We start from the raw sequence: 22,913 nt of genomic DNA, 5'->3' as shown, positions 1-22,913 counted from the left end.
GATCTTGAGCTTGGGTCATGAGATTTATTCACCTCTAGCGTAAGGATGTTTGTCGCGATCGCATATCTCTGTTCAAAGGCTGATTACATATTCGCTCTCGTTGTGTGCTGACCTACTAGCAGATTCACTTATAGTTTGAAACAGATTAATAGCAGCAAATATGGCCCAGAAAAGTCCAGCGATCGCCTCATCCAAATTGATGCCCATCTGTTTCGATAGCTTTTCCATCATGGCATCAGTCATTGGGGTAGCAATATAGGCAGGAGAAGTTGATAATAGAGATAATGTAAACAAATGTAAATAGTTCTCAGACAGGAAAGAATCGTCCATGCGTGTAATTTTAATGACAGGGAAAGGCGGCGTGGGAAAGACCTCAGTAGCCGCTGCCACTGGACTTCGCTGTGCAGAGCTAGGCTATCGTACACTGGTTTTAAGTACAGACCCTGCCCACTCCCTAGCAGACAGCTTTGACCTGGAACTGGGACACGCACCCCGTGAGATTCGCCCAAATTTGTGGGGTGCAGAACTGGATGCGCTGCAAGAACTAGAGGGAAATTGGGGTGCGGTGAAACGCTACATTACCCAAGTTTTGCAGGCTAGGGGTTTAGATGGGATACAGGCAGAAGAATTAGCAATCTTACCAGGCATGGATGAGATTTTTGGACTGGTAAGGATGAAACGCCACTACGATGAAGGCGAGTTTGAGGTGTTGATTATTGATTCAGCACCTACAGGTACAGCATTGCGACTGCTGAGTTTGCCTGAAGTTGGTGGTTGGTATATGCGCCGTTTTTATAAACCGTTTCAAAACATCTCAGTAGCACTTCGACCTTTAGTGGAACCCCTTTTTCGACCAATTGCGGGTTTTTCGTTACCCGATAAAGAGGTGATGGACGCACCTTATGAGTTTTATGAGCAAATCGAAGCGCTGGAAAAAGTATTAACGGATAATACTCAAACTTCAGTCCGCCTAGTCACTAATCCAGAAAAAATGGTGATTAAAGAGTCGCTCCGCGCTCATGCCTATTTGAGTCTATATAATGTGGCAACGGATTTAGTCGTAGCCAATCGGATTATTCCCCCAGAAGTCCAAGATCCCTTTTTCCAACGTTGGAAAGAGAATCAGCAAGAATATCGCCAAGAAATTCATGATAATTTCCACCCTCTACCTGTGAAGGAGGTGCCACTTTTCTCTGAGGAAATGTGTGGATTAGCAGCTTTAGAAAGGCTGAAAGAAACCCTTTATAAAGATGAAGATCCCACCCAGGTTTATTACAAGGAAACCACTATTAGGGTAGTCCAAGAAAACAACCAGTATAGTTTGGAACTTTATTTACCTGGCATCCCTAAAAATCAGGTGCATCTGAGTAAAACTGGAGATGAATTAAATATTACTATTGGTAATCACCGCCGTAACTTAGTGTTACCTCAAGCTTTAGCTGCACTTCAACCCTCTGGAGCAAAAATGGAAAATGATTATCTAAAAATTCGTTTTGCCAACAATGTGAATGGTTAATTTTTTCTGATCCGCTAATGTGTAAATAAATCTAGAAATCGTCAATCATTCGCAATCAATGAAGATACCTGATTTATTAAATAAATCGGGTATCTTTAGACGACGAAAATTTTAATGATGTCTGACTGTAAATTTTGACAAAAATAAATTTTATTGATGTTCAGTAATTTGACCGTAGTTTTACTGAAGACAAGCCAATTAAATAAATTTAATAATATTTTTAGATATCTTATCTATTTTAAATTTTGACGAATTCAAATTTTTGTTTGAAAACTTTATTTAACTACAGGCAATGGCCCCGATTTCTAAGTCAGGCTTGGGGGTAAACATGGATCAAGAAAGTTTACTACGCCGTATTACAAACCGTATCCGTCAAACATTGGAGTTGGAAGACATAATCACAACAACAACGGCGGAGATGCGATCGCTACTGGGAACTGACCGAGTAATGATCTACAAATTTCATGCTGATGGTAGTGGTCAGGTGATTACTGAATCTATTGATAACGATAAACTACCATCGCTTTTAGGTCTAAACTTTCCGGCTGATGACATTCCGCCTCAAGCCCGTGAATTATTTATCAAGTCACAAGTGCGTTCAGTCGTCAATGTAGAAACACAGCAGATCGGTCAAAGCCCCCTGCGTGACTTAGAAACAGGACAACTGCTATCAGAGGACATTCATTATCGCGCTGTCGATCCTTGTCATCTAGAATACCTGACGGCAATGGGAGTTAAGTCTTCTTTAGTAGCACCGATTTTATGCCAAAAAGAACTCTGGGGTCTTTTAGTGTCTCATCACTCTGAAAGCCATGAGATTTTAGAGGATGAAATTGAAGTAGTGCAAATGGTAGTAGATCAACTATCAATAGCGATCGCCCAAAGTAGCCTGCTTACCCAAGCCCGTAAAAAAGCCAACAGAGAAGCTACAATTAACCGCATTGCTACTCTCCTCCATGCGTTACCGACAATTGTCCTACAGCCAGCTTTAGAAGCAACTGTTGCTGCCTTTGGTGGTTCAGGTGGTAGGCTTTGTATTCGGCATAATGCTTTTAATTTTCAAAATAGTACCTTTAAAAGCTTAGTAAAATGTTTAATTCCCGGAAGTGATTGTATCAGGCTTTATACTTGCGGACATCAACCTACGGTGGCAGAACAAACCATCTATCCCCTCATAGAGCAGTCTAATGTCTGGCAAGAACATTATCAATCTGGTGAATATGATGTTTGGGCAATTTCAGATATCTATCAAACTTCTAATATGCGAACTGTGCAAGTTGCTTTTGAAGCAACTAAGATTCGCTGCATTTTAATGATTCCCCTGCAGTACCGCCAGGAGTTAGTGGGTTATTTAAGTATTTTCCGTAATGGAATAGACACGGAAACCCTGTGGGCAGGTCGATTTGATAGTGATCAAAGGCAACTCTATCCTCGTCAATCGTTTGAGCTATGGCGCGAAACGAAAACAGCACAAGTCCAAAAATGGACAGATGAAGAGATAGAAATGTCCCGAGAAATTGGTAAGCATTTCGCCTCAGCCATTCAACAATATGAACTTTACCAACAATTACAAACCTTTAATAGCAATTTAGAAAAACAAGTTAAAAACCGCACAACTGAAATGCAAAGGACAGCCGAACAACAACAGGCTGTGTTCGGAGTTATTGCTAAAATTCGCGAGTCTCTGGATACTAAAACTATTTTTCAAATAACTACTCAAGAAGTTTGTCAACTAATCAAAGCCGATCGCGTTTCTATTTATCGCTTTGATGCTGATTGGGGTGGCGAATTTGTCGGTGATTTTGAAGTGGCTAGTCCGTACTGGTCAAATGCGTCTAAGTTGAAAGTGAATACAGTCTGGAATGACACTTATTTACAAGACACCCAGGGAGGACGCTACCGCCACAACGAAACATTTGCGGTGGATGACATCTATAAGATGGGCTTTACTCAGTGTCATATCGACAATCTAGAGGAGTATCAAATTTCCGCTTTTGTACTTGCGCCAATTTTCCTGGGACAAAAACTTTGGGGTTTGCTATGTACTTATCAACATTCTGGCACCCGTCAATGGCAAAACTCAGAAGTTAACTTTATCAGTCAGATTGCCGCCCAACTTGGGGTAGCACTCCAGCAAGCTGAATTACTCACACAAACACGGCAGCAAGCGTTAGACTTACAACGAGCAGCCGACCAACAACGGGTATTATTTGAAGTTGTCACCAAAATTCGCGAATCTCTCGACTTAGGTGCAATTTTCCAAACAACTACTCGGGAAATTTGTAAATCCCTGCAAGCAGATCGTGTGGCTGTTTACAAGTTTCACCCAGATTGGAGTGGTGAGTTTATTGCCGAGTTTGTTAATGAGGGTTGGATCAAGCTGGTAAGTCCAGAGAGCAACACAATTTGGCAAGATACTTATTTGCAAGAAACCCAAGGTGGCCGATATCGCCACAATGAGACTTTTGCAGTAGATGAAATCCATCAGGCTGGTCACTCTAAGTGTCATATTGAGATTCTGGAGCAATTTCAAGTTAAAGCATATGCGATCGCGCCAATTTTTATTGGACAAAAGCTCTGGGGCTTGCTAGCAGCTTATCAAAACTCTGCACCCCGCCGCTGGGAAACTTCAGAAATTCAGTTTTTAGCTCAAATTGCCAATCAACTTGGGGTAGCACTCCAGCAAGTTAACTTACTCTTGCAAACTCAGCAGCAGACAGAAAAGCTATCTCAAGCCATACACGATCTACAAGAAGCCCAAACTCAACTCATCCAAACTGAGAAAATGTCTTCTTTGGGACAACTGGTGGCGGGTGTTGCCCACGAAATTAACAACCCAGTCAACTTCATTTACGGCAATCTCACCCATGTGAATGAATATGCTGAAGATTTACTCAGTATGCTGGAACTTTATCAGCAGCATTTTCCCAGTAGTAGCCCTGAGATTGGACAGCGGGCAGAAGAGATTGATTTAGAATTTATCACTGAGGATTTGCCTAAAACTCTAGCTTCGATGAAGATAGGGATCGATCGCATTCGTCAGATTGTCTTGGGTTTACGGAATTTTTCTCGCCTTGATGAGGCTGAAATGAAAGCTGTGAATATTCATGAGGGAATTGATAGTACCCTACTGATTTTGCAGCATCGCCTGAAAGCTAGACCAGAAAGTCCAGAAATCAAGCTCATTAAGAATTACGGCGACTTACCATTGATAGAGTGCTATGCCGGACAGATGAATCAGGTATTTATGAATGTGTTAAGTAATGCGATCGATGCTTTAGAAGATTACAAGGGATCTAACTCAGAAGCTCATACTCATCAAATTACCATCACTACTAGCCTCACAGAAATGAGGGGTAATGTTAAAAGTGTCGTGATTCGCATTGCAGACAATGGCCCAGGAATTCCGGAAGCTCTCAGAACAAGAATCTGCGATCCATTTTTCACTACTAAGCCAGTAGGTAAAGGCACTGGCTTAGGATTGTCAATTAGTTACAAAATTGTTGTAGATAAACATGGTGGCATTTTTAGATGCGATTCACAGCCAGGTTTAGGCACAGAATTCTGGATTGAAATCCCGCTGCAACATATCTCCTAAATCTACTAAAACAGCATAAAATAACCAAGTTGCCCAAATTTGTAACTTAATTCCATTTTGACCTCTGCAAATACTACCCTTGACAATTTTCCCTTTTCCTTAATTTGTCACCAATGCCTAGCGCCCAAGGCTTGTACTAATTCTGTACTATTTGCTTCACCAGAACCTCTTTTTCCCCAAATTAAAGTTGGTAACGGGCTGAAAAAATTTGTTCTACAGTCAGATTCAAATCTGGAAATGTAGGGGATTGTATGCGCTCGGTTCCTCTAAATTGTTTTCCCCTATATTCACCTTCATCACTTAAAAAGTAAATTGTGATTGTCGGCTGTTTAGGATCGCCGATCAACTCTTTGCTACCCAAAGCGGCATAATCTACAATCCAATATTCTTGAATACCCATCTCTTCGTAATCAGCAAACTTTTTGTGATAATCATCTCTCCAATTAGTGCTAACGACTTCAATCACCAATGGTATTGATTCTGGTTTACTAAGGATTGATTGTTTTTCCCATAGTGCTTCATTGTCCAAGTTGGAAAAATTCATTAATAAAACATCTGGAAAGTACCCTGAGGTTTTATTTTCTGGCTTCACTGTAGCGGTTTTTGGTATACCGTAAAAAAGTTTTAGTCGTAGGCATTCATAACCTAATAGTGCTGTTAAAAAAGCCACAATTAACTCGTGCTTCCCTGATGGTGGAGGCATTTGAATAATATCTCCATCGTGCAATTCGTAACGAATATTTTCTGGTTGCGATTCTAAAAATTGTAAAAATTCATCGAATGTAACTATTTTTTGTAATGCTTGCGTCATCTTCTAATGCCTCAATAAACCTGTCCAATGCTTCCTTAATCCGTTCCCTTTTCTCAGGAGCCTTTGCTGTGCGCCAGTTCTTCAGGATGCGATCGCGGATAGCTTCCAGTTCCTCTAGTTCGGCTAGTTTATTGTCTAGCTTACTGTCTACTGCTTCTAAAATCGCTTCTACAGTGGGAGATTCTTCACGGATACCTATCGGTGCATAGTTACTAATGACATCAGTGGTGCTACTGGTCACGAAGATGCAAGCCTTTTGGATTATTCTCGCCCTTTTTCTTGCACCTGAATATCTTTCTCAGGCCTGATATCCAAAGAGCGCAACTTGTTGGCATTTTTTCAGCAAGCCCTATTTATAGCATTTTCTAGTCTGGTGAGGTACAAATTTATCTGCGTTTATCCGCGTCCATCCTCTTCTATCAGCGGTTAATTATTTTTGTCTGTACCTCACCAATGTGGGAATCGCTATATCCACAAATCCTAACATTAATAAGAATCATTTTCGTTCATTGAGCTAAGTAGAGTAGAGAGAGATTCAGCAAATTATGTAAAATATTGTAAATCAGCCATTTTTCAGCATTGCCCAATGCCCAAATTTTATGCAGGATGCTGGTTTTAAGCTAATAGATTTCTCTCAAGTTTATTTTAAGTTTAAGGCTAACTTAAATTTATATTTAAAAAAATTAGCTTTAATTTTAGTGCGATCGCAAATAATGAAAAAAGCTAGCGATAATATGACTTCTTAACCACACCACAATTTTTTCACAACTTTTGCCATATATCTATGTAACTGACAAGTGATTTTTGTTGCCAGTTGTGATGCCTAATTTTTAGGGTGAGATGTGATTTGTAGTAATTGTTTAAGCCTGTTAATTAACCTACAATTACTCGTCAATTAACTTACAGACTAATCATGATTTTGTACCTAAAAATTATTAGTTTTGTTCTCGCCGTAGTAATTTTTTTCCATCCACTGGCTTTCAAAATATCTCAGCAGTTAAATATAGGGAGACTACCTTTCATGGCTAAGAACGTGATCATCATGATTGGCGATGGTATGGGCTGGGAAATGGCTCGCACTGCTGCTATCTACAAGCAAATTCAAGATGGTAAAACAGGCGCAACTCTGAATGACTTTTACACAAAAGGTGAGGGAACCGGACTTAACTTTCAAACCCTCACAGGCTACGGTTTAGTAACCACATACGGGACAACGATCGCCGATAGCAACGGAGTGTTTAGTACTGGTAACTCAGCCCTTGATGGTACAGATCCCGATACCGGAGAAAGCCCAGTTCGCGCTGGTTTCCAATTTAATCCAGCTTTTAACCCAGGTACTACCGCCAGTGGTGGCGCAAAAGTCAGTGATGGTGCTGTTGGTAACTTAGTAGGTTATGACCCTATTAAGGGTGGTATTAACCCTTGGACACCTGGTACTGACCGTGAATACATCAAGAACAGCTATCCAGACTCTGCAAACACCGCAACAACTCTGTACACCGGAGTCAAGAGCTACAACAACGCTATCGGCGTAGATATTTTTGAAGACCCCCTAGAATCGATTTTAGCAACTGCGACTGGTATCGGTAAATCTACTGGTTTAGTCAGTTCAGTTCCCATCGACCACGCTACCCCGGGTGCAGCTGCGGCTAACGTTAATCGTCGCAACAAATATGATGCTGACTTTCCTTCACTCGATAACATTCTCCAACAGGAACTGCGGGTTTATCAACCGACAGTCATACTTGGTGGTGGACACCCACTTTCTACACCTGGAGATCCATTACCAGTAGGGGTTGAGCCAAATACAAGCAATGAATTTATTGGTAAAGATACCTACAAAGAACTCAGCACTAAACCAACCACCAACCGCTACGATTACACCTTTTTAGAACGGGGACAAGACGCAGCGCAGAAACTAGCTGACACTGCAGCGACGCTTGATCCAGAAAAAGGCGATCGCCTCCTCGGTCTTTACGGCGCTCGTGGTCAAAATGGTAACTTACCCGTAAGTTCTGCTAACGGCGATTACAGCACCACGGGTCTGGACATGTTTAGCGTTTTCGCTAACCAAGGAGACAACGCCAAAGTAGACACCAAGCGTCCCTTAAAGCCTGGTGAAACAGATGCTCAATTTATCGCCACAGAACGCAACCAAAACCCCACCCTGAATGACCTCACAAAGGCTGCATTAAATGTACTGGGTAAAGACCCTGACGGTTTCTGGTTAATGATTGAAGGTGGAGACATTGACTGGTCTGCTCATGATGACAACATAGACAACCTCATCGGTACCACGTTGGACTTCGACAAATCAGTCGGGTCTGTCATTGACTGGATCAACAAAAATGGTGGATGGGAAGAAAACCTCCTCATCGTTACTGCTGACCATGACCACTACCTCACCCTGAACCCTGAATTTCCTACTTTATTACAAACTAAAGGCGCTCAGGCCTTAACCGACCTCGACAAATCATCAGAAGTAGGACATTACTGGGGGTCAGACCCCAATGTCAAGTATGGTTGGGGAAGCCATTCCAACCGTCCAGTACCTGTTTACTACCAAGGCGCTGGTTCGGAAGTGTTAGATAGCTTAGTTGGTAAAGGCTATGAAGCCTATGGTTATCAAATTCCCGGAATTCAGGGTTTAAACGATCAAACCCACATTTACCAAACCATGCTGGCTTCAATCACAGAAGCAGACCAAGGAAAATTGGTTTCTGGAACTGTTGCTGGTGAAACTTTAATCGCAGGTGTAGATTTAGGTGGTGTTCATGACACCGTATTCACAGGCGCAGGTAATGACGAAGTCGATTTGAGTTTCTACAACAATGCTCGTCAAAACCGCATCAACACAGGTAGCGGTGATGACATCATCTATGTCAGTCGCAAAGATAGAGCTTTCGGTGGTTCTGGAGATGACATCTTTGATGCTACTGATGCTCAGGGTGGTAATCGCCTGTCTGGTGGCGACGGTGACGACATCTTCTACTTGGGTAAAGATGACCGCGCTAGTGGTGGTAATGGTAACGACAAATTCTATGTACAATCTGGTGGTGGTAATTTGATTGTTGGTGATGCTGGCGCTGACCAATTCTGGATTGTCAGCACCGAACTACCTGCTACTGCTAACACTATCGTTGACTTCCAGATTGGTATTGATGTCATTGGTTTCTTGGGTAGCAAGAGTTTAGGTATTTCTGCATCTACTCTCAAATTAAATCAGGTAGGCGACAATACTGATATTGCTTTTAACGGTAAAACTTTGGCAGTTCTCAATGATATTCAAGCCAGCAGCTTAAATCTGAATAGTTCTAGCCAGTTTGTTTTTGCGTAATTAAAGTCAATCCATCTGTTTGATTTTTGACTATTTGGCATTTTGGCAACTTGCTATCAGAGTAGGTTGATATATTGCAGACATTACTAAGATGTTTTTACTGGTCATACGAAAGACGGGATTTTACCCGTCTTTTTTGTTTTTAACTATTCGGCATTTTGGCAACTTATGAAAATCTGGCTGTGATATCTTGATAAGAATTGCTAGGATTAACTTTAGTTACAACATTGAACACGGAATACATAACCGTTCCTTATGTTTGTTTACTTGGTAATCCTCACAACCTATTGAATTTTATTTGTGTATTTTTTCCAGAGTCCAGGGTGTATTGCCACTTTCAAGCTATGGGACGGGGTAAAACCCGTCCTTTATTTTAGATACTGTTGTGAATTTTTAATTGTTAATTTGCCTGTATTGACAACTTCCATATCATATAAATATTGTTTATATTTAGGGAAATAGGCGCTGGCATTTTAGCTTGGCATCGTCTAAATATTGACTGGGTAATTCTGGTTAACGTCCTATCAGGTTTTAGCAGATTTGGACACATCCTTTAGGAAGATGACCAATCTAAAAAATAAAAGGTAAATTAATTCGGGATGTTGTTATGCACTGGATTTATATAGAGGTTTGGTGATGAGCCAAACCTTTTTTATTTATGCCTGGAATAATGGTTTGCGTAAGCAGGCAATAGGCAATATAGGACTAGTATTTGATTTTTGAAATAGTATGTAGGCAGGCCATAGCCTAGGGTGTTGACTCTGTGCCTTTTTAGCAATTAAAAAATCAGGCAAAATATGTCTAGTCATTGCTACTCTTCTCCTGACGGAGACGCTACGCGTAGCAAGATCCCCTACGGGGTACGAGAACGACTTCGTCGAACGCTCCGTACCCTACAGGAAGGCTTCGCCTACGCAATGACACAAAAGAAAAGTAGCGTGAACCAAAAACCGGGAAATTCCATCAAAGTCAACAGCCTAGGCATTGCCTGAAAAAACCATGATAAAGCGCCCTACAGATACTTAGATTTTTTCAGGAATCAAGCCAGATTCCTATAGGAAATAGGTAATAGGTACTCTTGTAAGAATGGCGGCAGAGGTGTAGTGAGCTTTTTCAAAACTCAAATAGGAGTTCTCTATATCTGTAGATATAGATGTTTATAAACGCTCTCAATTATTCTATTGATGTAAGTATATATATCTTAGTAGACGAGGTTAAAATATCACTTTATACCTTGTTTTTTGAGCAAAATAACCTCATGATTAATTTGTAAAGAACTTAATAAGCTGTTACGCATTTAACTTGTACATTTACCTGATGACTGAGACTGATGACTGATAACCGTCAACAGTCAGTTCTACTACGTGTATTTCAAAACTATTGATGGTACTAGTTTACTGATGTCGGGGTTAGATTAACTCATGTTACAAGGATGGATTCAAATTGCATTAACGCTACTAATTGTGGTAGCAATTACTCCTTTTTTTGGTAAATATATAGCCCGTGTTTTTCTGGAGCAAAGTACGGTTCTCGATTTAATTTTGAACCCGGTTGAACGAGTACTTTATTCGTTAGTTGGTGTGAAAACCAAAGAAAACATGACGGGTTGGCAATATGCACGGGCAATTCTATATAGCAATATAGCGATGGGATTGCTGATATTTCTCATTATTATGAGTCAGGGATGGCTGCCCCTCAACCCGACAAAAATAGGTGCGCCTACATGGGACACAGCACTGCACACCACAATTTCTTTTATTACTAATACAAATCAGCAGCACTATTCTGGTGAAACTTATATGAGCTATGCCAGTCAAATGTGGGGACTGGGATATCATATGTTCACTTCAGCAGCCACGGGTATAGCGGTAGGGATTGCCTTTATTCGGGGGTTAACAGGTAGACCATTAGGCAACTTCTATGTAGACCTAATTCGCTCAATCACCAGAATTTTATTGCCTATTTGTATTGTGGGGGCGATCGCTCTCATTGCATCAGGCGTTCCCGAAACATTAGCAGGGCCCGCTGTATTTCCCACCTTAGAAGACCCTAACATCAGTCAGGCGATCGCCCGTGGCCCGGTTGCCCACTTTGAAATTATCAAACAGCTAGGTGAGAACGGCGGCGGCTTCTTCGCCATCAACTCTGCACACCCCTTTGAGAATCCCAGCGGATTTTCTAATTTGATTCAGATTGTGGCCATGCTATCGATTCCTACAGCCTTGATCTATACATACGGTGTGTTTGCCAACGACACCAAACAAGCTTGGCTAGTCTACGGTATGGTTGGTGTGATTTATCTAGGATTTCTCATAGTCACGGCGATCGGCGAATACAACGGCAATCCCGCTGTCAATACACTTTTGGGCAGTCAGCAACCAAATCTAGAGGGTAAGGAAGTCCGGTTTGGTTGGGCACAGTCCATACTATTCGCAGTCAGCACCACTGGTACGATGTGCGGTGCTGTCAACAGCTTGCACGATTCCTTCATGCCTAACGGCGGTTTTGTCACCCTTTCTAATATGTTTTTGCAAATTATCTGGGGTGGACAGGGGACAGGAACAGCTTACTTATTTGCCTACTTGATTCTGGCAGTATTCGCTACAGGCTTAATGGTAGGACGCACACCAGAATTTTTGGGACGCAAGATTGAAAAGCGCGAGGTAGTGCTAGCCAGTTTCTTGATTTTGATGGTTCACCCGATCGCTATTTTAATTCCCGCAGGTATCACCCTAGCATTCCCGGAACAGCTGGCAGGGATTAGTAATCCTGGCTTCCACGGCTTTTCCCAAGTGATTTATGAATACGCCTCGGCTGCTGCTAATAATGGCTCTGGGTTTGAAGGTTTGGGCGATTCCCAACCATCACCACTAGCGATCGCCACAGGCGCAAAAACAACTGTCACCGCCCTGTGGTGGAACTTGAGTACCTGTTTCAGCTTACTAGCAGGTCGCTATATCCCCATTTTTGGTCTGCTGCTACTTTGTGACAGCATGTCTCGTAAACAACTTGTGCCTTTAACAAGTGGGACATTAAGAACCAATACCGGACTATTTACAGGTGTCACCGCAGGCGTGATTTTAATCCTAGGCGCACTGACATTTCTCCCAGTGCTGGCTTTGGGTCCCATTGGTGAAGCTTTCTGGATTGCTAAAGGCATTGGGTAACCGAAATAAGAGGGTTTTATTTGAAACGCAGAGGGGCGCTGAGGGAAGCGCAGAGGGGCGCTGAGGTTTTGAACTTTGATATTTAGTAGAGGCCTTGTACCCCATTCCCTAATTCCCCATTCCCTAATCCCCAAATTTAATCTATGACAGCTAATCTTGATCCATCATCGTCTCCCCGTATGACCCAAGGAACCCGTGACTCGCGCAAACATACCCCTAAGGCAGACATGCGGGGACTGTATCAAAGAGCAATTCGTGAGTCATTTCTCAAGCTTGATCCACGAATTACTGTCAAAAATCCGGTGATGTTTGTTGTTTGGGTGGGGACAATTGTCACATTTCTTGTCACCCTTGACCCAAATTTGTTTGGCACAATCCAAGCAGATGTCAACCAGCAACGCTTGTTAAACGGGTTAATTACCCTAATTTTATTTTTCACCCTCGTCTTTGCGAACTTTGCCGAAGCTGTAGCTGAAGGACGTGGTAAAGCCCAAGCGGACGCTCTGAGAGCCACGCGATCTGATACCGTTGCCCGGAAAATCATGCCTGATGGTGTGATTGAGAAAGTCAATTCCACAGAACTGCGACGGGGCGATTTAGTGAAAGTAATTGCCGGTGATATGGTTCCTGCTGATGGTGAAGTCATACAGGGCATTGGCTCCGTGGATGAGTCGGCGATTACTGGAGAATCTGCCCCTGTACTCAAACAACCAGGTACAGATATCGCTAGTTCTGTCACCGGAGGTACCCGCCTACTCTCCGATGAGTTGACGATTCGGATTACCGCTAATCCCGGTCAAGGCTTTATTGACCGGATGATTTCCCTAGTAGAAGGGGCAGAACGGAGTAAAACTCCTAACGAGATTGCCCTGACAGTGCTGCTAGCAGTGCTGACACAGGTATTCTTGATTGTGGTGGCAACGATGACTCCATTTGTGAACTACATTGCCAGCTTTATCAGTACTGTGTTTGGGGCTGAAGCAGGTAACAGCTTACGGGCTGGTGCTAGTGTCGCCATCTTGATATCGCTACTGGTAGCTTTGATACCCACTACCATCGGTGGTTTGCTAAGTGCGATCGGCATTGCGGGGATGGATAGAGTCGCTCAGTTCAACGTCATCGCTACCTCTGGTCGAGCAGTAGAAGCCTGCGGTGACATCAACACTCTGGTGCTGGATAAAACGGGTACTATCACCTTGGGTAACCGCATGGCCGATGAGTTTATTCCTTTGAATAGTTATTCAGTGGAAGAGGTGGCGCGAATTTCCTTACTTGCTAGCGTTTTTGACGATACGCCAGAAGGTAGGTCAATTGTGGGACTAGCAGAAACATATAAAGTGGGGGTAGACTTCGACACCAAGCAACTAGAAGGTGTGGAGTTTTCCGCCAAAACCCGCATGAGTGGGACTAATTTACCTGGTGGCAAACAAGTTCGCAAAGGAGCTGTCGATGCCATTAAAGGGTTTGTCCGTTCTCGTGGAGGCAATGTTCCTAATGATGTAGATGCAGCCTATGAGCGAGTTTCTCGATTAGGAGGTACACCCTTAGCGGTCTGTCAAGACGACCAGATTTATGGCGTTATCTATCTTAAGGATATTGTGAAACCTGGATTGCGGGAAAGGTTTGACCAACTCCGTCGGATGGGTGTTCGCACCATCATGTTGACTGGTGATAATCGGATTACGGCTTCAGTGATTGCTCAAGAAGCTGGAGTTGATGATTTCATTGCCGAAGCGACTCCAGAAGATAAGATTGCGGTGATTCGCTCTGAACAATCCCAAGGAAAATTGGTCGCCATGACTGGGGATGGCACTAATGACGCGCCAGCCTTGGCTCAAGCAAATGTCGGCGTGGCGATGAACTCAGGGACGCAAGCTGCTAAAGAAGCTGCCAACATGGTGGATTTAGACTCTGACCCCACTAAACTGATTGACTTAGTCACCATTGGTAAACAGCTGCTGATCACCCGTGGGGCATTAACAACATTTTCGATCGCCAACGACATTGCTAAGTATTTTGCCATCATTCCCACCATCTTTGGAGCGGCGGGGATTGGCGCACTGAATATTATGGGGCTGAAAAGTGCCCAGTCTGCCATTATCTCGGCATTAATCTATAATGCTTTGATTATCCCCGCGCTGATTCCTTTGGCATTAAAAGGTGTGAAATTTTTGCCACTAACGGCAGATCAGCTACTACGACGCAACATCTTTATTTATGGCGTTGGCGGGATTATTGCTCCTTTCATCGCCATCAAAATCATTGATGTTATCTTACCTTTGTCTTAATTCTCGACTACTCATAACTGTTATGAAACCTGTTCAAATCCGAACTTTAGCACTCAAATCATCACCAATACTAGAAGAAATAACCGAAATCTGGCGGCAATGGCGTCGTCAAAAGCTGCCGCTATATCTATTTTTAGCAATGTGTTTCAACCTCGTGGTTGCACCTGTTGTTTATGCTGCCACAGATGAACAGCTATCCCGCTCTCAATCTTGGGCTTTGGGAATTTTAGGACTGGTGACACTGGGACTGGCTATTTATTTATTTTTTGTCATGTTTGTACCGGAGAAATTCTAATGAGTTTTGCAAGAGAAGCCAACAGAGCTATACGTTCTACTTTGGTGCTTTGGGTAATTGGAGCGATTATTTATCCTTTGGCGATCGTGGCTTTTGGGCAGATTGTCATGCCATTTCAGGCTAATGGCAGTCTCATTAAAAATGCTCAAGGTCAAGTTGTGGGTTCGGCCTTAATTGGTCAGCCATTTACTTCAGACAAATATTTTAATAGCCGTCCCAGCACCAGCAGCTACAGTACGGCTGATCCGAAAAAAGATGACGCTGGAGTCTTGCAAACTGGGGTTTCTGGTGCCAGCAACTTGGCTCCTAGTAATATCGCATTGCTGGAACGCATCAGAGGCAAAGATGACCCCGACCCCAAAAAACGGGTTGAAGGCGACCTAACTCGCTTAAAAACAGCAGGTGTGCAGCCGACAGCCGATTTAGTTTACACCTCTGGTTCTAGCCTTGACCCCCACATTACCCCTGAAGCTGCCAAGGCACAAATTGCCCGCGTGGCTAAGGCGCGGAGAATTCAGCCTAATGATTTGGAAACTTTGATTACTCAAAATACCGATGGTCGCTTTTTGGGTATTTTTGGAGAACCTGGAGTTAACGTCTTGAAATTAAATCTCGCTTTGGATGCATTAAAGTCTACAAGTTAAATCAGACTAATTCTGATGAGTACACCAGAAGAAATCAAACCATTTATTTGTTTTAACGAAGAAAATAGCAATCCTGGATCTGGTCAGTCAGATATCTTACTCAATGAGCGCTATCGCCTCCTCAAACCCATTGGACAGGGAGGCTTTGGGAAAACATTTCTCGCTATTGACGAGAAATGTCTGCAAAATAGGCAATCTTTTGAGTATTCAAATTCTCACCTGTGTGTCATCAAACAATTTTTGCCACAGCGTCAGACTGACTACCATAACCAAACAGCTTTAGAACTATTTCAGCAAGAATCTCTGCGGTTAGCAGAACTCGGTAAGTATTCCCAAATTCCTCAATTACTAGATACTTTTGAACAGTCAGGTGAGCAGTATTTAGTCCAAGAATGGGTAGACGGGCAAAATTTAGCACAGGAATTAGCTGAAGCTGGAGCATTTAATGAAGCAGAAATTCGGCAGTTGCTTGGTGATTTGTTGCCTTTATTGCAGTTTATTCACACTCATCAAGTGATTCACCGAGATATCAAACCTGCTAATATTATTCGTCGCCGAAAAGACCGCCAATTATTTTTAGTAGATTTTGGGGCTGCTAAATATAACTGGCAGAGTGGGGAAACCGGAACCATGATTGGTAGTGCCGAATATGCTGCACCTGAGCAGGTTCGAGGCAAAGCTGTATTTGCTAGCGACCTTTATAGCTTGGGTGTCACTTGCCTACATTTGCTTACCCAGATGTCACCCTTTGACCTATATGATTGCAGTGAGAATGTCTGGATATGGCGATCGCATTTAGTTGAGCCAATAAGTCCATCTTTAGAGAGGATTCTCTGCAAGTTGGTGCAACCAGCAACTAAACTACGCTATCACTTTGCAGCAGAGGCACTGATAGATTTGAATAATTTACCAAAACTTTTTGGTGCTGCATTAACACTTTCTGCAAACACAGACATAGATGAGGACAATTTTGAGACTCCTGACTTCGGGTTGGGACGTGAAGCAAATTTGCTGGCTTCTGTAACATCTATCAAAGATAGTTCTGTCGCATCTGTGACTATCTTTGACCCTAAAACAAAAACTTGGCATTACTTACCTGCTAAAACTGAAGGTGCAGAACTAGCGCAAAAAGTAGCGGCGTTTTTAGGACAGCGTCTAGCTGCAGTGGCTACGCTTCCTGTGCAAGAGACAAAATCGACTGCAGTTGAGGGGAAGGCTAGACACAAACTCAACAAGATGCACCAGATAATTGTCACTGCGATCGCTTTGACAATTGCTTGTCTAGCTTTGGTAGTGGAATCAGACTCGATTCGTACCAGCTTGAAGGTTGAAATGTCAAGAACTTTTCAGAAATTTATGAATATCGGACATAACGAAAAACTACTGCATTAATTACACGGTATAGAAAGAATTTCATGACTCTGATGCATTCATTTATTCGTTGTGATTTTTCACCTAGACAAACTCTAATGAATCCACAGGGAAAGCTCAAAAAAATTATTTGTTTGACTTTCATTCTGTGGCTATTATCAACATCTTTCTATTCCTCTGCCGTCTTGGTATCGAGACGAAAAGCGTTTACTGTCCTGACGAACAACAGCGTATTGACTGATGTTCAGGAAATGTTTTGGTTCCACAAGGAACGTGGTGGTATCCGACGTACCGTAGGTAACAGTGGCAGAAATATCTCAAAAGCAACTGGTACTATTTTTGAATAGCACATTAATTTGCATTTTGCAAGTTAACCACAACTTAATCTTATGTGTAGCGACATTTCCCACACCATTGAAAACAGCAAATATATATCTGGAAATATAGATATTCCAGTTTCAAAAGCACATATATATACTAACTTATACATAGCTTTTGCCAATAATTAAAAATATACTTATTAGTAAATAACCCTTCTGAATAATCACTTAATCCTGACATTAGGTTAAAAAATCAAGATGTACGATAATTCTTTGTTTGAATATCAAAAATTTACTGAGCCAAACCTACTCAGTGTTTTCATTCAACCAAACAGTATCTATTGCGGTAATAATCTAGCAGAAATTAAGTTGCCTGAAAAATGTCATTTATTAGGGGTTTCCAGAGACGGTAATGTGATTTTAGGCAAAGATAATCCTACTATCTATTCTGGAGATTATATCCTAGCGATCGCGATAAATCCTATGATGATTCCTACTCTCAAAGTCACTCTCAAGAAAACCCATCCTCTGTACTATTCACCTAATAATTGTTTATTGGCAGAACGGGATATACTCAGCAATACTGACAATTTAATAGATGCAAACACACTCACCAATTCCCACCTGCAATAATTAAACCTTTTGCTGACATCAAAGTATATCCTCAGAGGATACTTGAGAATTTACAAATGATTACCTACTTGCGTCCCTTGATTTTTGTAATTTTTTCCCTGACTCCATATCTGATTTCTCAAGGTAATAACTTTCTGCAACAGCGGAAGATTGAACAGCTTTTAATCACAAGGAAATGTGTAGGCTGTAATTTAGCAGGAGTTAATTTAGCAGGAATAAACTTAGAAAAAATCGATCTGCGTTCAACAGACCTTCAGGGAGCTAACCTCAAAAATGCTAATTTACGCTATGCAAATTTAGAGTGGACAGACCTCCGCTCTGCCAACTTGCAGGGAGCAGATTTGACTGGCGCAACCCTGAAAAATACTTTGCTAGTTGACACCAATTTCCAGGGTGCGAATTTAGCAGCATCTAACTGGGAAAGAGCCGTCTTTAGAAATGCTAATCTCAGTCATGCAAATCTGGAAAAAGCTGCCAAAGTTAATAATATTCAGGATAGTCATTCGGTTATTCTCTGCAAAACTATACTACCAAACGGGATGACATCCGATCGCTGTGACAAGCCTACATATAAAATTTGAAATGCTTGCTGAAAAAGCATGTCAACAAATGAAATGATAAGACTCAATCAAACTGATAAAAACCAATTTCTCTATCCTCATAGTTGCTATCACGGTCAAGTGACACCAGAGAATTTAGTTTTTAATGCAAACCTCCAAGAATTTTCTCAAAAAGTTGGTTATATCACTGGTTTAGAAACAGGCGGAAAACTCTCACCGGAAGAAGCCTATAGTCAAATCCGCGCACTTTGGAAGCAGTTGAAAGCTAGTAAAAAGAACCTAGAAATTGACTGACCTAATTTATAAACTTATTTGAGCAAACTGAACACATTGTATGAGACAGAAAGAGACTGTTTTTGTAATTCCCACCCATCGACTCAGAGATGTAGCACAGACAATCGAAAGATATGATGATAATTTTTGGGCAAATGGACATGCTCTAAAAATTATCGTTTTTGATGATTCTAGCGTAGCTAACTATGAGAAATACTACCCACTTCTAGAGCAGACTAAGACGGTCAATGACGTGTTTTATGTTGGTCCCTACGAGAAAGACCAATTTATTACATTTTTAAACGAAAGACTGCGCGATCGCAAGCTAGAATCACTGGTCAAAAACTTGTTTAGACCTAGTTATGGAGGGAATCGCAACTTTACACTAATGTATACCCTCGGACATTTAATGGTTAGCGCAGATGATGATATGCGCCCTGATGCATTAATAGAAACCAGTCGAGAGTCTTTATTAGCAAATGAAATATGTCGAGGTAAACTGATAAAATCCAGCCAAGAAAGTGGCTTTGTCCATAAGTCTTTTGACTTACTCACTGCTTTTGAAGATGTTCTCGGTGAAAAAGTTAGCAATATACCAGAAAACTTCGAGACTGGAGAATTAGTAGTTGATACGGCAATGGATTTAGAAACTAACACCACAAAAGGTTACTTTCGAGAAAATAGCCTTTTATTGCGACAAGGTGAGGTATCTGATGATGCTGTCGTCAAGATAGCCCAGACATTCCGGACAGGAACCAACGATATCGATACACTTGATTTTGTGCATATGTATCTCAACGATGACAATCAAATTGACCCAAATGACCTGAATGATTTTTATATTCTGACTAATTTTAGACCTGTAGTTACTAATAAAAACTGGAGAATGGATTGTGGTGTTGCTGGATACGATAATCAGCTAGGACTACCACCTTTTTTTCCTACCAGACTCAGGTTTGAAGATTATATTTACAGACTCTGGATACAGCAACCAGGTGTTGTGGCTGCACATGTTGATGCTGTGCAAAACCATATTCGCAATAATTACATGCGTAATCCTCTTGCTAGTGAAATGTTTAATGAGGAAATCTGTAGTCTACTGAAAAAGAAAATTAAAAGTAGTGTTTATGAACTGAATGATCTAGGTATCAAATTTCATTACTCTGGCGAAGTCACATTACAGGACTCAGAGGAAATTCTAGAAAAAATCTCTGATCTCCATGCTGAGGTAGTTAAAGCATCCTTATCTACCCAAAATGAAGAACGTAAACATTCTCTGCAATTATTTGCTGCTAACCTATGGAGGGTATTTTATGGATTTGAACCTGACTTTTTTCAGCAAAATGTCTCTAGAATTATTGATGATGTCATTAGTCAATTTCACGCATCTCTAGAAATATGGCCGACCCTGGTAGAAATTTGTTACTTTTACAAAGATAAAAAAGACTTGCCACAGATTAAGGTCAATAATAAAAAGCTGAAGTCTAGAAATAGTATGAAAGCTAACGGCATCGTCGCGTAAATAACTATAGGAATCATATTTGATTTTTGAACAAACCTAAGTGTAGTACCCGCAGGGTGGGCAATGCCCACCAGATCCCAGGGCTGTTTCATTCCCTAAGAAGCTTGAAAAATCAAGGGTTCTAGCAAAATAAAATTGATGATTTTGCTACCTGGGTATCGAGAAAATAGACAATCGTACTGTTATTTATGTGCTGAATATTCTGTTTCATCGTTACCCATACTTATGATTTTTATCGCTAACCATCTTGACAAATCCTGTTTGAGAGGGAACGAAACAGCCCTGCACCAGATCCTGGTTTTGGTGGGCATTGCCCACCCTACATATAGTTCAAAAATCAAAGCAGACTGCTATAGTTCCTAAAGTAGCTAATAGTTATGTCTTTCTCAAAGAATGGATTGCCAGTCGTGAAGTGCAAACACAAACAGTAAAAATACTGATGAGTATTCTTATTGGGCTTAAGTCTACCCTGAGATAGATTTCAGTCTATAACTAAGGGAGGAAATTAGAGGTTGACTTAAGTTTTTACAACCAAAATTTGATTTTCCGTATTATTTGTTACAGAAATACTCAAATCAATTTGAGCATAAAAAATATGAAATTTATGCACAAAAAAAGTGGTGTAATTTGATATACTCTGCTAACCTAAACGAATGAATATTTTCTATACCTTGCTAATGGTTGCATTTAGGCAAATTGGTTTATCTGAAACCTAAATAGATGTCTGCTCGCAGTTCCTAAAATGGAGTTTTAATTTTTATTGGCAGTTGTCAACTATTAAATTAAAATCACTAGTTTAGGTGATTTTTTACCTTTTTTGTCTTATTCGCAGCTATTAAATCAGGGATTTATTGGAGAGGAAAACAGAAAAAATGTCTCAGCTAATGTGGAAAACTTTGGCATTAACTCCAGCGGTTGTGGGAATGATAGTATTTATTTCAGCTAGTGTAAAGGCTGCTGAAATACCTAGTGATTCTGAAGGAGAGAAAGCAAACGTCGCGTTGGCAGAAGTGCCAAGATTTGTTATTTCAGCAGAGAAATCACCAGTTAATCAACAATTGCTTGCCCAAGTCAAGACTGATGAGAATAATGTTTTAGAAAATGAAGCTTCTAGCCAAAATTCACTGTCGCAAATCACGTCAGTTTCTCAGTTTTCTGATGTACAGCCAACTGATTGGGCATTCCAAGCGTTGCAATCTCTAGTTGAGCGTTATGGTTGTATTGCAGGATATCCTAACGGTACTTATCGTGGCAACCGTGCTTTGACCCGTTATGAATTTGCTGCGGGTTTGAATGCTTGTTTGGATAGAGTTAATGAACTGATTGCGACAGCAACTGCTGACTTAGCAACAAAACAGGATTTGGCGACTATCCAGCGTTTGCAAGAGGAATTCAAAGCCGAGTTAGCAACGTTGCGCGGTCGAGTAGATGCGCTAGAAACACGGACTGCTCAACTAGAAGCACACCAGTTTTCCACAACCACCAAGCTAGTTGGTGAGGCAATTTTCGCTGTTACTGACAGCTTTGGCAACAACGATAACAATAATACTGCTTTCCAAAGTAGGGTACGTTTAGATTTACAAACTAGCTTCACAGGCAAAGATACCCTACACACTCGGATTGCTGCCGGTAACGCGAGTACATTGGCTTTACCAGGTGGAACATTTGAGGGGACTCAGACTTTTAATCTATCCCCCAATACCAACAATGGTGCTGCTATTGATTGGTTGGCTTATTACTTCCCGATTGGTAACTCTCAGATATACGTAGCTGCTAGCGGAGCTATTCAAAGCGATTACGTTCCTACTAATAATCCATACTTTGAGGATTTCGACGGAGGTAACGGTGCTTTGTCTACCTTTGCTTCCGAAAGTCCGATTTATCGGATTGGTGGTGGTGCGGGTTTGGGTGTTAATTTAGCTTTTGGTAGCGGCAATAGTACTTTCAAACCTTCACTAACCCTGGGTTATTTGGCATCGCAAGCGAATAATCCTAGTCCAGGTTCAGGCTTATTTGAGGGTAACTATGCAGCACTTGCACAGTTGAATTTGAATGTTGGCGATCGCCTTTCTTTCGCTGCGACCTATGTCCACGGTTATCATGGTGCAGGTAGCGCTTTATTCGATGCCGGATCTGTTACTGGTGCTGTAGTTGGTACTTCACAAGCCAACTTTGTTGGTGGTGGGAATCCTTACGAAAGTAATTCCTATGGTTTGAGCGCGGCTTTCAAACCTAGCGACAAACTCTCAATTAGCGGCTTTTTACTTTACAGCGATATTACAGGCTTGGGTGTCAATAATAATGGCGAAGTTTGGAGCTATGGACTGGGAGTAGCTTTACCAGACTTAGGTAAAAAAGGCAACGTCTTAGGTATTTTTGCTGGTGCCCAACCATACTTAGGAAGTGTGGGAGGCGATCGCCCTTATCATATAGAAGGCTTCTATAAATATCGCCTCACTGACAACATTTCCATCACCCCTGGAATAATTTGGTTAACAAGTCCAGGTCAAACTCAGAACAACAGCGATGCAGTGATTGGTACCCTACGAACTACTTTCAATTTCTAACTTTAGCGAGA

The 22,913-nt window shown here is 41.6% G+C and carries 16 protein-coding genes; 13 read left to right on the top strand and 3 right to left on the bottom strand.

What is annotated here, in order from left to right; genetic code table 11:
- Positions 1-72: 72 nt before the first annotated feature.
- Positions 73-330 (bottom strand): hypothetical protein, encoded by a 258-nt coding sequence (locus CAL7507_RS32640; RefSeq protein WP_042341234.1) that lies wholly within the window; start codon positions 328-330, stop codon positions 73-75.
- Here CAL7507_RS32640 and CAL7507_RS07465 point away from each other — a divergent pair.
- Positions 329-1,516, top strand: coding sequence for a TRC40/GET3/ArsA family transport-energizing ATPase (locus tag CAL7507_RS07465; RefSeq protein WP_015127845.1), 1,188 nt, complete (start codon positions 329-331; stop codon positions 1,514-1,516). The genes CAL7507_RS32640 and CAL7507_RS07465 overlap by 2 nt on opposite strands.
- A 292-nt stretch (positions 1,517-1,808) precedes the next feature.
- Entirely contained in the window at positions 1,809-5,114 is a 3,306-nt protein-coding gene (locus tag CAL7507_RS07460) for a GAF domain-containing protein (protein WP_015127844.1), read from the top strand.
- Between the two features lie 181 nt (positions 5,115-5,295).
- Here the strand turns inward: CAL7507_RS07460 and CAL7507_RS07455 are convergent, their stop codons facing one another.
- Entirely contained in the window at positions 5,296-5,925 is a 630-nt protein-coding gene (locus CAL7507_RS07455) for a Uma2 family endonuclease (RefSeq protein WP_015127843.1), read from the bottom strand.
- The gene (locus tag CAL7507_RS07450; protein ID WP_015127842.1) at positions 5,888-6,166 is read right to left on the bottom strand and encodes a hypothetical protein; all 279 of its coding nucleotides are present in this window, start codon (positions 6,164-6,166) and stop codon (positions 5,888-5,890) included. Before CAL7507_RS07450 ends, CAL7507_RS07455 begins: the two co-directional genes overlap by 38 nt.
- A 780-nt stretch (positions 6,167-6,946) precedes the next feature.
- Here CAL7507_RS07450 and CAL7507_RS07445 point away from each other — a divergent pair.
- From CAL7507_RS07445 to CAL7507_RS07395, 11 genes are all read left to right on the top strand, one after another.
- The gene (locus CAL7507_RS07445) at positions 6,947-9,262 is read left to right on the top strand and encodes an alkaline phosphatase (protein ID WP_052331570.1); all 2,316 of its coding nucleotides are present in this window, start codon (positions 6,947-6,949) and stop codon (positions 9,260-9,262) included.
- A 1,421-nt stretch (positions 9,263-10,683) separates the two neighbouring features.
- Positions 10,684-12,429, top strand: coding sequence for a potassium-transporting ATPase subunit KdpA (gene kdpA / locus CAL7507_RS07440; RefSeq protein ID WP_015127838.1), 1,746 nt, complete (start codon positions 10,684-10,686; stop codon positions 12,427-12,429).
- Positions 12,430-12,572: 143 nt separating this feature from the next.
- The gene (kdpB, locus tag CAL7507_RS07435; protein WP_015127837.1) at positions 12,573-14,717 is read left to right on the top strand and encodes a potassium-transporting ATPase subunit KdpB; all 2,145 of its coding nucleotides are present in this window, start codon (positions 12,573-12,575) and stop codon (positions 14,715-14,717) included.
- 22 nt (positions 14,718-14,739) lie between these two features.
- Positions 14,740-15,012 carry a K(+)-transporting ATPase subunit F gene (gene kdpF, locus CAL7507_RS07430; protein WP_015127836.1) on the top strand — a complete coding sequence of 91 codons (273 nt, stop codon included), beginning with the start codon at positions 14,740-14,742 and terminating at the stop codon, positions 15,010-15,012.
- Positions 15,012-15,656: a K(+)-transporting ATPase subunit C gene (gene kdpC / locus CAL7507_RS07425; protein ID WP_015127835.1), complete on the top strand. Its 645-nt coding sequence runs from the start codon at positions 15,012-15,014 to the stop codon at positions 15,654-15,656. Before kdpF ends, kdpC begins: the two co-directional genes overlap by 1 nt.
- Before the next feature lie 15 nt (positions 15,657-15,671).
- Positions 15,672-17,048, top strand: coding sequence for a serine/threonine-protein kinase (locus CAL7507_RS30095; protein WP_015127834.1), 1,377 nt, complete (start codon positions 15,672-15,674; stop codon positions 17,046-17,048).
- 557 nt (positions 17,049-17,605) lie between these two features.
- Positions 17,606-17,980, top strand: a complete 375-nt coding sequence (locus CAL7507_RS07415) for a TrkA C-terminal domain-containing protein (protein WP_015127832.1) — start codon at positions 17,606-17,608, stop codon at positions 17,978-17,980.
- Positions 17,981-18,036: 56 nt separating this feature from the next.
- Entirely contained in the window at positions 18,037-18,561 is a 525-nt protein-coding gene (locus tag CAL7507_RS07410) for a pentapeptide repeat-containing protein (protein ID WP_015127831.1), read from the top strand.
- 18 nt (positions 18,562-18,579) lie between these two features.
- A complete protein-coding gene (locus tag CAL7507_RS07405) occupies positions 18,580-18,834 on the top strand; it encodes a hypothetical protein (RefSeq protein ID WP_015127830.1) in 255 nt (84 codons plus the stop codon).
- A 40-nt stretch (positions 18,835-18,874) separates the two neighbouring features.
- Complete coding sequence (locus CAL7507_RS07400) at positions 18,875-20,335, top strand: hypothetical protein (RefSeq protein WP_015127829.1); 1,461 nt, start codon at positions 18,875-18,877, stop codon at positions 20,333-20,335.
- Between the two features lie 872 nt (positions 20,336-21,207).
- Complete coding sequence (locus CAL7507_RS07395; RefSeq protein ID WP_015127828.1) at positions 21,208-22,902, top strand: iron uptake porin; 1,695 nt, start codon at positions 21,208-21,210, stop codon at positions 22,900-22,902.
- The last annotated feature ends 11 nt before the right edge of the window (positions 22,903-22,913 follow it).

It is taken from the genome of Calothrix sp. PCC 7507, from assembly GCF_000316575.1.
Classification (GTDB): Bacteria; Cyanobacteriota; Cyanobacteriia; order Cyanobacteriales; family Nostocaceae; genus Fortiea.
Note: the sequence above shows the minus strand (reverse complement) of the source record. Positions and strands in the feature narration are given on the sequence as shown.